Annotated in this window: 11 protein-coding genes and 2 tRNA genes; 4 read left to right on the top strand and 9 right to left on the bottom strand. The window is 72.4% G+C overall.

The window, feature by feature from the left end; translation table 11 throughout:
• The first annotated feature begins 52 nt into the window (after positions 1 to 52).
• The 3 genes from RF644_RS04700 to RF644_RS04690 all read left to right on the top strand — a co-directional run bounded on the left by RF644_RS04700 (position 53) and on the right by RF644_RS04690 (position 2,783).
• A complete protein-coding gene (locus tag RF644_RS04700) occupies positions 53 to 898 on the top strand; it encodes an MSMEG_6728 family protein (RefSeq protein ID WP_017835087.1) in 846 nt (281 codons plus the stop codon).
• 86 nt (positions 899 to 984) lie between these two features.
• Complete coding sequence (locus tag RF644_RS04695) at positions 985 to 1,986, top strand: zinc-binding dehydrogenase (RefSeq protein ID WP_368795593.1); 1,002 nt, start codon at positions 985 to 987, stop codon at positions 1,984 to 1,986.
• Positions 1,983 to 2,783, top strand: a complete 801-nt coding sequence (locus RF644_RS04690; protein ID WP_368795592.1) for a GntR family transcriptional regulator — start codon at positions 1,983 to 1,985, stop codon at positions 2,781 to 2,783. Before RF644_RS04695 ends, RF644_RS04690 begins: the two co-directional genes overlap by 4 nt.
• A gap of 229 nt (positions 2,784 to 3,012) precedes the next feature.
• Here RF644_RS04690 and RF644_RS04685 read toward each other — a convergent pair whose 3' ends face one another.
• From RF644_RS04685 to RF644_RS04670, 4 genes are all read right to left on the bottom strand, one after another.
• Complete coding sequence (locus tag RF644_RS04685; protein WP_368795591.1) at positions 3,013 to 4,461, bottom strand: ATP-binding protein; 1,449 nt, start codon at positions 4,459 to 4,461, stop codon at positions 3,013 to 3,015.
• Positions 4,458 to 5,150: a response regulator transcription factor gene (locus RF644_RS04680; RefSeq protein ID WP_284563004.1), complete on the bottom strand. Its 693-nt coding sequence runs from the start codon at positions 5,148 to 5,150 to the stop codon at positions 4,458 to 4,460. The genes RF644_RS04685 and RF644_RS04680 overlap by 4 nt, the downstream gene beginning before the upstream one ends.
• A 341-nt stretch (positions 5,151 to 5,491) precedes the next feature.
• Complete coding sequence (locus tag RF644_RS04675; protein ID WP_368795590.1) at positions 5,492 to 6,292, bottom strand: rhomboid family intramembrane serine protease; 801 nt, start codon at positions 6,290 to 6,292, stop codon at positions 5,492 to 5,494.
• A 162-nt stretch (positions 6,293 to 6,454) separates the two neighbouring features.
• Entirely contained in the window at positions 6,455 to 7,000 is a 546-nt protein-coding gene (locus RF644_RS04670; protein WP_368795589.1) for a peptidylprolyl isomerase, read from the bottom strand.
• Positions 7,001 to 7,159: 159 nt separating this feature from the next.
• On the opposite strand from RF644_RS04670, the gene RF644_RS04665 reads away from it, so the two are divergent.
• The gene (locus RF644_RS04665) at positions 7,160 to 8,032 is read left to right on the top strand and encodes a hypothetical protein (RefSeq protein ID WP_368795588.1); all 873 of its coding nucleotides are present in this window, start codon (positions 7,160 to 7,162) and stop codon (positions 8,030 to 8,032) included.
• A 132-nt stretch (positions 8,033 to 8,164) separates the two neighbouring features.
• Here the strand turns inward: RF644_RS04665 and RF644_RS04660 are convergent.
• From RF644_RS04660 to gyrA, 5 genes are all read right to left on the bottom strand, one after another.
• Positions 8,165 to 8,240: transfer RNA gene (locus RF644_RS04660), tRNA-Ala, on the bottom strand.
• 13 nt (positions 8,241 to 8,253) lie between these two features.
• Positions 8,254 to 8,376, bottom strand: coding sequence for a hypothetical protein (locus tag RF644_RS04655; RefSeq protein ID WP_255219369.1), 123 nt, complete (start codon positions 8,374 to 8,376; stop codon positions 8,254 to 8,256).
• A 33-nt stretch (positions 8,377 to 8,409) separates the two neighbouring features.
• Positions 8,410 to 8,483 (bottom strand) — tRNA-Ile (locus tag RF644_RS04650).
• Between the two features lie 97 nt (positions 8,484 to 8,580).
• The gene (locus RF644_RS04645; RefSeq protein ID WP_368795587.1) at positions 8,581 to 9,195 is read right to left on the bottom strand and encodes a DUF3566 domain-containing protein; all 615 of its coding nucleotides are present in this window, start codon (positions 9,193 to 9,195) and stop codon (positions 8,581 to 8,583) included.
• Positions 9,192 to 11,897, bottom strand: coding sequence for a DNA gyrase subunit A (gene gyrA, locus RF644_RS04640; protein ID WP_368795586.1), 2,706 nt, complete (start codon positions 11,895 to 11,897; stop codon positions 9,192 to 9,194). Before gyrA ends, RF644_RS04645 begins: the two co-directional genes overlap by 4 nt.
• Positions 11,898 to 11,955: the final 58 nt, after the last annotated feature.

The following is an 11,955-nucleotide window of genomic DNA, read 5'->3' as shown; positions in this document are numbered from 1 at the left end:
CGCACGGGCCGGTGCGGTGGTGGAGGCCGCGGATCCGTAGGACACTGGGGCGGTGCAGACCTTCCTCCCGTACCCGGACTTCGCCCGCTCGGCCCGCGTCCTCGACCGCAAGCGGCTCGGCAAGCAGCGGGTGGAGACCCTGCAGGTGCTGCGCGCGGCCACCGTGCCGGGCTACGGGTGGTACCGCCACCCGGCCACGGCGATGTGGGCCGGGCACGTGCCCGCCCTGGTCGCCTACGGCCGCGCGATGGTCGACGAGTGGACGGCCCGCGGCGGGGCCGACAGCACGGGGTGGCAGATCCGCGAGTTCGCCCCCGAGGCCTGGGACCGCGCCCCCGACGACGACGTGGCGCCGCCGCCGCCCTGGCTGGGTGACGAGGCGTTCCACCGCTCGCACCGGTCGAACCTGCTGCGCAAGGACGAGGAGCTCTACCGCGCGGTCTTCCCCGGCGACCCCGCCGGCCTGGACTACGTGTGGCCCGTGCCCGCGGAGGGCCGCACGCCACCTGCCGAGCCGCCGCACGGCCGGCGGGCGTGGGTCCTGGCGCCGGGCGCGCACGAGGCGGCGGGCGGCGCCGTCGTCGTGCCCTTCCGCGTTCCGGACGGCGTGCGGGAGAGCCACTGGGTGCAGGCGGTCGCCCGCGTCGAGGAGGAGCTGCGGGAGGGCGAGCCGGTGCTGCTGCTGCACGGGCCGCCCGGCCCGGAGCAGGTCGTGGAGCGGACGGTGCTGGGCGAGAACGTGCACCACGCCGTCGGCGGGTTCTCCCTCGAGCTCGAGCGCGGGGACCGGGTGCTGCGCCGCGACCTGCCCGCACCCGCCCGGCTGCAGTCCCCCCGCCCCGTCTTCGCGGTCCCCGCCGAGGCCGTCGGCGCGGATCCGGGCGCGCCGCGGGTTTAATCCGGCGTCACGCCCGTCCGCGGCACCAAACCGTGGGTAGCATGTCACCCACCGGCGCCCGGCGCGCCCGACCCCAGGAGGCGCGCATGCGAGCATCCCACGTCCCCACCACGGGCACCGTCACGGTCACCGACTGGCCCGATCCGCACGCCCGGGAACCCGGTCAGCTGGTGGTGCGCATGCTGCACGCCTCGATCTGCGGATCCGACCTGCACGCGGCCTTCCACGGGCTGCTCCACGCGGAGGGCCCGCGCCGTCCCGGCTACCCCGGCCACGAAGGGGTCGGCGTGGTGGTCGAGTCCCGCTCGGAGCGCGTCCCGGAGGGCACCCTGGTGCTGACGGTCCCCCAGGGCGAGATGGGCGGGTGCTTCGCGGAGCTCCAGCTGCTGGACGACCTGCACGTCGTGGAGCTGCCCGCCGGCACGGACCCGGACGACTCCCTGCAGCTGCGGCGGCTCATGATGGCCCAGCAGTACGGCACGTGCCTCTACGCCATGCGCCAGTTCTGGCCCGTGGAGACGCCTGCCCGCCGGGCGCACACGTGCGTGGTGATGGGCGCGGGGTCCGCCGGGCTGTTCTTCGTGGAGGAGGCCCGCAGACTGGGCTTCGCACACGTCGTCGCCTCCGACCTGGACACGGGCAGGCTCGAGGTCGCCCGCCGGCTGGGCGCCGTCCCCGTGCGGGTGCCGGAGGAGGACCTCGCCGCGGTCGTGGCCGAGGTCACCGGGGGCCGCGGCGCCGACCTCGTCATCGAGGCCGTGGGGCACGACGTGCTGCGCGACCAGGCCGTCGAGCTCGCGGCCGACCGGGGCATCGTCGGCTTCTTCGGCCTGCCGGAGCGGCACGGGCACACCGAGGTCCCGCTGTGGACGGCGTTCCGCAAGAACCTGCGGCTGCAGTGCTCCGTGGCGGCGCAGGCCGAGCCGGGGCTGACGTCCTTCCGCGAGGCCCTGCGGCGGATCTCCGAGGGCGAGATCGACGTGGAGCACTGTCTCGGGCCAGAGTTCCCCCTCGAGCGGATCGCGGAGGCCATGCAGCGGGCCGAGGAGCACCGGCCCGGGGACATCAAGCTGACGATCACCCCGTGACCACCCCACCCCGCTCCGTCGCCGGGTCCCCGGCCGGCGACCGCCCCGGGGCGGCGGCCCCCGCGCTGCCGTCCGTCACCGCCACGACCGGGAGCTCGCTCGCCGTGCAGGTGATGGCCGCGGTGCGGCGGGCGATCACGGCGGGCGAGATGGAGCCCGGGCGCCTGTACTCGGTGCAGCAGCTGGCCTCCGCCATGGACGTCTCCCGCAGCCCCGTGCGGGAGGGCCTGCTGCGGCTGGGCGAGGCCGGGCTGATCCGGTTCCACCGCAACCGCGGCTTCGAGATCGTCGAGGTCAGTCCCGACGACGTCGCCGAGATCTTCGCGGTGCGCACCGCCCTGGAGGTCCCGGCCGCCCGCCGGGCCGCCCGTCTCGCGGCGCCCGAGGAGCTGGACCGGATCCGGGCCCAGTGGGAGGCGCTGCACGAGGCGGCCCGGACCGGGGACCTCGAGGCCACCGCCGAGGCGGACGAGGGACTGCACCGTGCGCTGCTGCTCGTCGCCGGCAACGCCCAGGCCGTCCAGCTCGTGGAGCGGCTGCGCACCACCACGTCCTTCCTGGGCGTCGTCGCCGCCACGTCGCGGCGGCCCGTCGGGGAGCTCGCGCGCGAGCACGACGCGCTGGTCCGGGCCGTGCTCGCCCGGGACGAGGCGGAGGCGGCACGCGCCATGCGCGAGCACCTCGCCTCCACCGCGCAGCGGCTCGTCGCCCAGGCCCTGCGCGCCCAGCGCACGCCCGAGGAGCGCCTCGAGGAGCTCACCGCTCAGGTCTGGGGTGCCGCCGCCGCCGGGTACTGAGAGCCCGGCGGGTGAGCCGCCGGAGGCCGGGGACCCCGGCCGGCGGCCCGGGACCCCCGGGCGCGGAGCAGTCGAATGCCCCGGTCCGCCGACGGACCGGGGCATTCCGCACGGCTGCCCGGGGGCGCATCCGTGCTGGTCGGAGCGGGGTCGGGGGGCTCCCGCCGACCAGAGAGACGCTAGGCGGCCCGCGTGACGGTGCCGCCAACGGGAGGTGAACGCGAGGTGCTCAGCCCTCGCCGTCCCCGCCCTCCCGCGGGAGACGCACCTCGAAGCGGCACCGGCCCTCCGGGTCCTCGCCCGCGCCGATCGTCCCCCCGTGGGCCGCGACGATCTCCCGGCTGATGGCCAGGCCCAGTCCGGATCCGCCCGTGTCCCGGGTCCGGGAGTCGTCGAGCCGCACGAACCGCTCGAAGACCCGTTCCCGGTCCTCCGGCGCGATGCGGTCGCCGTCGTTGACCACGGTCACGACCGCCTCGTCCCCCTCGGCCACCAGGGAGACGGCGATCCAGGTGTCCGCGTGCCGCTCCGCGTTGGAGAGCAGGTTGCGGACCACCTGCTGGAGCCGGCTGGCGTCCCCCCGGACCCGCACGGGGTCCACGTGCACGCGCACCTCGTGCCGCGAGGCCGGCCGCATCCGGGCGACCTCCTCCCGGACCACCTCGTCAAGGTCGGTGTCCGCGGTGCGCAGCCGCAGCCCGGCGTCGTCGACCTTGGCGAGGGTCAGGAGGTCCTCCACGAGCTGGCCCATCCGGCGGGACTGGGACCTCAGGACGGGGGCGACCTCGGACCACGTCGCCCCGGACGGGTCGGAGGCGGCCACCTCGATCGTGGTGGTGAGGGTGGCGAGCGGGCTGCGGAGCTCGTGGGAGGCGTCCGCCACGAACCGCCGCTGCGCCCGGTCGGAGGCCTGCAGCCGGTCCAGCATCCCGTTCATGGTCTCGGCGAGCGCCGCGATCTCGTCCCGGGTGGGGGGCACGTCGACCCGCTCCCCCAGGCGGGCCGTGCCGATGCGCCGGACCTGTCCGGTGATGCGGCGCACCGGGGCCAGGGAGCGGCCGACCAGGAACCACATGAGCGCGGCCCCGAGCAGCGCCAGCACCGGCCCGCCGACCAGCAGGAACAGGGACACGGTCTGGAGGGTGCCCTGCTGCAGCGCCATGGGCACGGCCACGGTGAGGGTCAGGGGCACGCCGTTGATGTACATGCCGTGAGCGACATACACGTGGTCGTCGGTCCTGAGCGCGGGCCCGTCCCCGGTCGCCGCGGAGTCGAAGGACCGCCCCGGCTCCAGGACCGGCACGGACAGGTCCGTGCCCAGCGCGCTGGCGGGGGACGCGGCCACCACCTGTCCGTCGGCGTCCTGGATTTGCACGATGACTCCGGGGCGGCCGAGCCGCAGCATCAGCTCGCCGAGCCCGGCCTGCGTGAACACGGCCGTCTCCCCCGCCGCGCCCCCGGCGCTGCGCGGGCCCCACGGGAGCCCCAGGTCCTGGAGGATCTCCGTCTGCCGGGCCACGGCCTGGTCGTGGGCGGCCCCCACGGCCGCGCGGCTGAGGACCTCGAGCAGCACGGCTCCGGCCACGGCCATCACCAGGAGGATGAGCAGCGCCGCGGCGGCCGTGCTGCGCTCCCGCACCCCCCACCGGTCGAGGAGCCCCCTCCTGGCGGAGGTCACGACGCCGGCGCCCCGGGCTCGTCCGGGACCAGCCGGTAGCCCATGCCGCGGACCGTCTGCAGGGTGGAGAGGCCGAAGGGCGCGTCGATCTTCTTCCGGAGATAGCCCACGTAGACCTCGACGATGTTCTCGGAGCCCTCGAAGCCGGCGTCCCAGGCGTTGTCCATGATCTCCAGCTTCGAGACGACCTTCTCCGCGTTCTGCATCAGGTACTGGAGGATGACGTACTCCTTCGCGGTGAGCTCGAGCGCCGTCCCCCGGCGGGCCACGGTCCGGCGGACGGGGTCGAGCTGCAAGGACCCGACCGTGAGCACCACGGGCCGCTCGGGCGCCCCCCGGCGGATGAGGGCGCGCAGCCGCGCCACCAGCACGAGGAAGCTGAAGGGCTTGGTGAGGTAGTCGTCGGCGCCGAGGTCGAAGGCGTCGGTCTGGTCGTACTCGCCGTCCTTGGCGGTGAGCATCAGGACGGGGACCCAGTTCTCGGCGGCGCGCAGGTCCTCGAGCACCGCGTAGCCGTTCCTGCCGGGCAGCATCAGGTCCAGGACCACGACGTCGTAGGGGTTCTCGCCGGCCAGCCACCCCCCGGTGATGCCGTCGTGGGCGACGTCGACGACGAAGCCCTCGTTCGTGAGCCCGCGGCGCAGCGACTCCGCGAGGTCCACCTCGTCCTCCACCAGCAGCACGCGCACGCGTCCTCCCGTTCTCCTCCGTGGGCGCGGCGGGATCCGCACCCCTCCAGTCTTCCGCACGCCGCCTGAGGATCCGATGAGGACGGCGTCCCGGCCGGCACGGTCGTGCCCCTTCTCCCCAACCGGTGCACAACGTTGTCCACAGGTGTGGAGAAGTGTGTGCACAGCTCGCTCTCCACAGCGTTATTAACAGCTGTGGAAGCCGCCCCGGCCCTGTCCACACCGTTGCTCACAGGTGTGGAATTCCACGGGTGTAACTTGTCGACAGGTGGGAACAACCCCTGTGGAGAACACGGTCGTTCCCCGGCGCGCGAGTGCTCGTAGGCGGGCGCCGGCCGGCGTCACCGGCGGCCGCCGGCACCCCGGCGCCGGCGGGTGGCGGCCGTGTAGCCGAAGGCGACGAGGGCTCCCGTGACGAGTCCGCCGAGGTGCGCCTGCCAGGCGATGCCGGGAAAGAGGAAGCCGAAGACGACGTTCACGCCGATCAGCACCGCGATGGGCGTGATGGACTGCCCCAGGTGGCGCTGCAGCACGAACAGGGCGCCGAACAGGCCGAAGACGCCCCCGGACGCGCCGACCACGAGGCTGAGCGGGTGCGACAGGAGCAGGACGCCCACGGATCCGCCCAGGACGGAGAGCAGGAACAGCAGCAGGAACCGGCCGCGGCCCAGCGCCGGCTCGAGCATCCGCCCGAACAGGTAGAGCATGTACATGTTCAGGATCAGGTGCAGCGGACTGGACATCGAGTGCAGGAAGCCGCTCGTGAGCATCCGCCACGGCTCGGAGGTCGTGGTCACGGGGGCGTAGGCGAACATCTGCAGCAGGCTCACGCCCGCCGCCTGCACGAGCCACTGCAGCGCGTAGACCACCGCGTTGACGCCGACGAGCCACCAGGTGACGAGCATCGGGGAGCCCTGGGCCGCGCGACCGCCGAGGCTCGTGCGGACGGCGGGGCGCGAGCGCGTCGCCTCCTGCACGCAGTCGACGCAGTGGACGCCCACCGCGGCCGTGCGCTGGCACTCCGGGCACGTCGGCCGACCGCACCGCTGGCACCGCACGTACGCCGGCCGGTCGGGGTGGCGCGGGCACACCGGGACGTCTCCCCCGGTGGACGCGCCGTACTGCGGTTGCTCGCCGCTCACTGGGACTCCTCCTGGGCCGCTTCGCTGCGGGCCCGGTTCGCTGGACGGGATGGACGGGGGCGGACGGGACGGCAACGGCGCAGGCCCGTCCGGATCGCTCCGGACGGGCCTGCGCCGCTGGTCCCCGTCCCGGCGGTGCCGGGACGGGGAGACTGCTCGGATCTAGAGCTGCTCGATGTCGATCGAGGTGACCACGCAGTCCTCGAGCGGGCGGTCCATGCCGCCGGTGCGGACGCCGTTCAGCTCGTCCACGACCTTCCGCGACGCGTCGTCGGCCACCTCGCCGAAGATGGTGTGCTTGCCCTGCAGCCAGGTGGTGGGGGCGGTGGTGATGAAGAACTGGGACCCGTTGGTGCCCTTGCCGTTCCGCTTGCCGGCGTTGGCCATCGCCAGGATGTAGGGCTCGTTGAAGTCGAGCTCGGGGTGGATCTCGTCGTCGAACTCGTAGCCCGGTCCGCCGATGCCCTGGCCCAGGGGGTCCCCGCCCTGGATCATGAAGTCCTTGATGATGCGGTGGAAGACCACGTCCTTGTAGAGGGGACCGGTCTGCTTCTCACCGGTGCGCGGGTCGCTCCACTCCTGGGTGCCGTCCGAGAGGCCGATGAAGTTCTTGACGGTCTTCGGGGCGTGGTTGCCGAACAGGTTCACGACGATGTCGCCGTGGTTCGTGTGGATGGTCGCCTTGGCGGTGGGGATGGCAGAAGTCATGCGCCCATTCTTGCACGGCCCCCGGAGGCCCTTCCCGGTGGGGTCGCGGGGTTCAGCGCACAGTGAAAAGGCCCGGGATTGCGCGGCGCACCCTCCTGCCCCGACGGCTCTGCCCGTATGCTGACAGTGGATTGTCACGACCCGAGGAGGGATGGATTCATGAGCTTCAAGAAGTCCAAGAGCGAGAAGAAGGCCGTCGCGGCGCAGAAGGCCGCGGAGAGCAGGGTCCTGGACGCCGGCAAGTGGGCGTCCAAGGAGATCGGTGACCTCGCGCCCCGGCTCCAGCACAGCGTCGAGGCGGGCGCCGCGGCTCTCGCCGGTGGCGTCGCGACCGCCGGCCCCAAGGTCCAGGAGGGTCTGGGCCGCGCCCACGACCTCTCCGGCTCCGCCAAGCTGAAGGCTGCCGCGGTGACCGCCCCGGTCGCGGCGAAGGCCGCGAAGACCGCCGGCCCCGTGGCCGCGAAGGCCGCGGACCGGGCCTCCGAGAGCCGCGCCGCGATGCAGGCGAAGTACGCCGGTGCCGCCGCCCTGCTCGCGGGCAAGTTCGCCGACGCGGACACCCCCGAGCAGCTCGAGGCGATCGTCGCGAAGCTGACCGGTGACAAGAAGGCCGTGGCCAACGCGAAGAAGGCCGCCTCGAAGGTCGCCAAGGACTACGCCAGGCAGCAGAAGAAGGCCGAGAAGTCCCACAAGGGTCTCCTCCTGCTGGGCCTGCTCGTGGCCGGCGGTGCGGCCGGCGTGGCCGTCTGGAAGGCGTCGCGCCCGGTCGAGGACCCCTGGAAGACCCCGGCGGCCACGTCCCCGCGCGTGACCGCTTCCCCGGTGGCCCAGCAGTCCACCGTGGCCGCCGGCACCGGTGTGCAGGTCGACGACGTCAAGGACGCGACCACCCCGGCCGGTCAGTCCGGTGGTGTCTCGGAGGCCGCCGCCGAGGTCAAGGACAGCGCCAAGACCGTCGGTGAGGACGCCAAGACCACGATCCACGAGGTCAAGGAGCAGATCCAGGGCAAGAAGGACGAGAACGAGGCCTGACCCCCCGCCCGTTCGGGCAGAGGCCCCCGCTCCCCGCAGGGAGCGGGGGCCTCTGCCGTTGCGGCGGCGCGCGGCGATCCGGCCGGGAACGAGAAGATCCCGACCGAGCGTCTGCTCGATCGGGATCCGATGTGGTGGAGACGAGGGGACTCGAACCCCTAACCCTCTGCTTGCAAAGCAGATGCGCTACCAATTGCGCCACGTCCCCGCGGTGTACCGGGCTACTCCACCTCGTCGGTGGCGTCCGCCCAGGCGTTCCTGTCGGCGTCGGCCTCCCGCAGCTTGGTGAGCACCGCGACCGACGCGCCGACCAGGGCGAGAGCCGCAGCCATCTTCCTGTTCACGCCTGCCTCCTGAGCTGCGGAAAAGGGAAACCGTGGGCGTACCAGGAATTGAACCTGGGACCTCTTCGTTATCAGCGAAGCGCTCTAACCGTCTGAGCTATACGCCCTCTCACGGCCCTTGCGGACCGAGAAGAAACGATACCGGAGTTGCCGACCCGTGCCAAATCGCCCCGGCCGGGCCGGACTCCCCGGAACCGCGCCGGATCAGTCGTCCGTGAGGGTGAGCCCGATCCCGCCCACGAGGGCCGCCGCGATGTTGTACAGCAGGGCGGCGAGCACCGACAGGGCGGTCAGCAGGATGACGTTGACCACGGACACGATGGTCGCGAAGATCGCGATCTGCCCCAGGGACAGGAAGTCCTTGATGTTCAGGGCCCCGCCCGCGCCGCCCAGCATCCCGAGCAGCTCGTTGATCCCGTCGAACAGGCCCGTGAGGTCCAGGACGATCCACAGCACGACCGCGGCGACCACGGTGATGATCCCCAGCGCGACCGACAGCAGGAACGCGAGCTTGAGCACCGACCAGGTGTCCACCTTCGAGACCACCAGCCGCGCCCGGCGCACCCGCGGCCGCGGGGCCGGGCGGACCAGGCCCTTCGTCGAGCTCGCGGGCCGGGCGCTCTTCGCCGGGCCGGAGCCGGACCGGACAGCGCTCGACTTCGCGGGACCCGAACCTGACTTCGCCGGCTTCGGCGCGGTCCGGGCGCTCGTCGAGGGTCTCGCCGTCCCGGACGGCGACCCGCTCCCGGGGCGGGGTGCGGACGCCAGGGGGGAGCGTCCGGACCTGCCGGCGGTGTTGGAGCCGGAACTCGAGCTCATGCGTTACCTCCGTTGTTGTTCGGGTCCAACGCTACTTCATCGTCCGTCGTGTCCCCGGAACCGGGGACCGGACCGAGCTCGTCGGCCTCTCCATCGGCCTCGCCCGTGTCCAGGACGTCGGCCGTCTCCATCGTCTCGTCGAGCTGGACGTCGACCTCGGCCACCGCCTCGGCGTCGACCTCCTCGGCGATCTCCCGGTCGGCGTTGCGGGCCACCCCGGTGATCGTGTCGCCCTGGGCGGGCTTCGCGAAGATCACGCCCATCGTGTCGCGGCCCTTGGCCGGGACCTCGGAGGCGCCGGTGCGCACGACCTTGCCGGACTCCATGACCACCAGGACCTCGTCCTCCTCGCCCACGATGATCCCGCCGACCAGCCGGCCGCGCTGCTCCGCGAGCTTCGCCACCTTGATGCCGATGCCGCCGCGGCCCTGCACCCGGTACTCCTCCACCTTGGTGCGCTTGGCGTAGCCGCCCTCGGTGACCACGAAGACGTAGGCGTCGTCGGTGACCACGTTGGCGGAGAGCAGCTCGTCGCCGTCGCGGAACTTCATGCCGGTGACCCCGGAGGTCGCCCGCCCCATGGGACGCAGCACCTCGTCGCTCGCGGTGAAGCGCAGGGACATCCCGTTGCGGGAGACCAGGAGCAGGTCGTCCTGCGCGGACGCCAGCTGGGCCGAGACGAGCTCGTCGTCGTCGCGCAGGTTGATCGCGATCACCCCGGCCGTGCGGTTGGTGTCGTAGTCCATCAGCCGGGACTTCTTGATCAGGCCCCTGCGGGTGGCGAGCACCAGGTACGGGGCGTCGCTGTACGAGCGCAGCTCCATGACCTGGGCGATCCGCTCCCCCGGCTGGAAGGCCATCAGGTTCGCCACGTGCTGGCCCTTGGAGTCCCGGCCCGCCTCCAGCAGCTCGTACGCCTTGGTGCGGTAGACCCGGCCCAGGTTCGTGAAGAACAGGATCCAGTTGTGGGTGGTGGTGACGAAGAAGTGCTCCACGACGTCGTCCCCGCGCAGCTGCGCGCCCTTCACGCCCTTGCCGCCGCGCCGCTGGGAGCGGTACTGGTCGGAGCGCGTGCGCTTGACGTATCCGCCGCGGGTGATGGTCACGACCATCTCCTCCTCGGGGATCAGGTCCTCCATCGACATGTCGCCGTCGTAGCCGTACATGATCTCGGAGCGGCGGTCGTCGCCGTAGCGGCCCACGATCTCGTCGAGCTCCGAGGAGATGATGCCGCGCTGGCGCTCCTCCGAGGCGATGATCTCGGTGTACTCGGCGATGAGCCGCTCGAGCTCCGCGTGCCGGTCCTGGATCTTCTGCCGCTCGAGGGCCGCGAGCCGGCGCAGCTGCATGTTGAGGATGGCCTGCGCCTGGTCCTCGTCGATCTGCAGCAGCTGCATGAGCCCGCTGCGGGCGTCGTCGGCCGTCGGGGAGCGGCGGATGAGCGCGATGACCTCGTCGAGGGCGTCGAGCGCCTTGAGCAGGCCCCGCAGGATGTGGGCCTCCGCCTCGGCCTGCCGCAGGCGGTACTCGGTGCGGCGGACGATGACGTCCATCTGGTGGGCGACCCAGTGCCGGATGAACGCGTCGAGGCTCAGCGTGCGGGGCACCCCGTCCACGAGCGCGAGCATGTTGGCGGAGAAGTTGTCCTGCAGCTGCGTGTGCTTGTAGAGGTTGTTGAGCACCACCTTGGCCACGGCGTCGCGCTTGAGCACGATCACCAGCCGCTGGCCGGTGCGCCCGGAGGTCTCGTCCCGGATGTCGGCGATGCCGGTGATGCGGCCGTCCTTGACGAGGTCCGCGATCTTCATCGCGAGGTTGTCCGGGTTCGCCTGGTAGGGCAGCTCGGTGACCACCAGGCAGGTGCGGTTGTGGATCTCCTCGACGCTGACCACGGCGCGCATGGAGATCGAGCCGCGGCCGGTGCGGTAGGCGTCCTCGATGCCCTTGTGCCCGAGGATCTGCGCGCCGGTCGGGAAGTCCGGGCCCTTGATCCGCTGCAGCAGCTCCTCGAGCAGCGTCTCGTTGGAGACGTCCGGGTGCTGGAGGTACCACTGCACGCCGTCCGCGACCTCGCGCAGGTTGTGCGGCGGGATGTTGGTGGCCATGCCCACGGCGATGCCGGACGAGCCGTTGACCAGCAGGTTGGGGAACCGGGACGGCAGCACCGACGGCTCCTGGTTCTTGCCGTCGTAGTTGTCCTGGAAGTCGACGGTCTCCTCGTGGATGTCCCGGACCATCTCCATGGCGATGGGCGCCATCTTGGTCTCGGTGTACCGTGGGGCGGCCGCGCCGTCGTTGCCCGGGGAGCCGAAGTTGCCCTGTCCCAGGGCGAGCGGATAGCGCATCACCCAGCCCTGGATCAGCCGCACGAGGGCGTCGTAGATCGCGGAGTCGCCGTGCGGGTGGTACTGGCCCATGACCTCGCCCACCACGCGGGCGCACTTGTTGAAGGAGCGGTCGGGGCGGTAGCCGCCGTCGTACATCGCGTACAGCACGCGCCGGTGCACCGGCTTGAGCCCGTCCCGGACGTCCGGCAGGGCGCGGCCCACGATGACGGCCATCGCGTAGTCCAGGTAGGACCGCTGCATCTCGGTCTGCAGGTCCACCTGCTCCACGCGGTCGGTCAGCACGGGGGTGTGCTCGAGGTCGCCGGCGAGGACGGCGTCCTCCGGGGTCGGTCCGTCCTGGGTCTCGTCACTCATGCGGTCTTTCCGTTCTGTCTGCTCGTCCTCGTGGTCCTGCGCAGGTCCCGCCCCCGGC

It is taken from the genome of Kocuria sp. CPCC 205258 (genome assembly GCF_040981005.1).
GTDB lineage: Bacteria > Actinomycetota > Actinomycetes > Actinomycetales > Micrococcaceae > Kocuria > Kocuria rosea.
Note: the sequence above shows the minus strand (reverse complement) of the source record. Positions and strands in the feature narration are given on the sequence as shown.

Coding starts and splice junctions, on each gene's coding strand:
- gyrA (WP_368795586.1), bottom strand. CDS start 11,897: ATGAGTGACGAGACCCAGGACGGACCGACCCCGGAGGACGCCGTCCTC.
- RF644_RS04665 (WP_368795588.1), top strand. CDS start 7,160: ATGAGCTTCAAGAAGTCCAAGAGCGAGAAGAAGGCCGTCGCGGCGCAG.
- RF644_RS04695 (WP_368795593.1), top strand. CDS start 985: ATGCGAGCATCCCACGTCCCCACCACGGGCACCGTCACGGTCACCGAC.
- RF644_RS04670 (WP_368795589.1), bottom strand. CDS start 7,000: ATGACTTCTGCCATCCCCACCGCCAAGGCGACCATCCACACGAACCAC.
- RF644_RS04645 (WP_368795587.1), bottom strand. CDS start 9,195: ATGAGCTCGAGTTCCGGCTCCAACACCGCCGGCAGGTCCGGACGCTCC.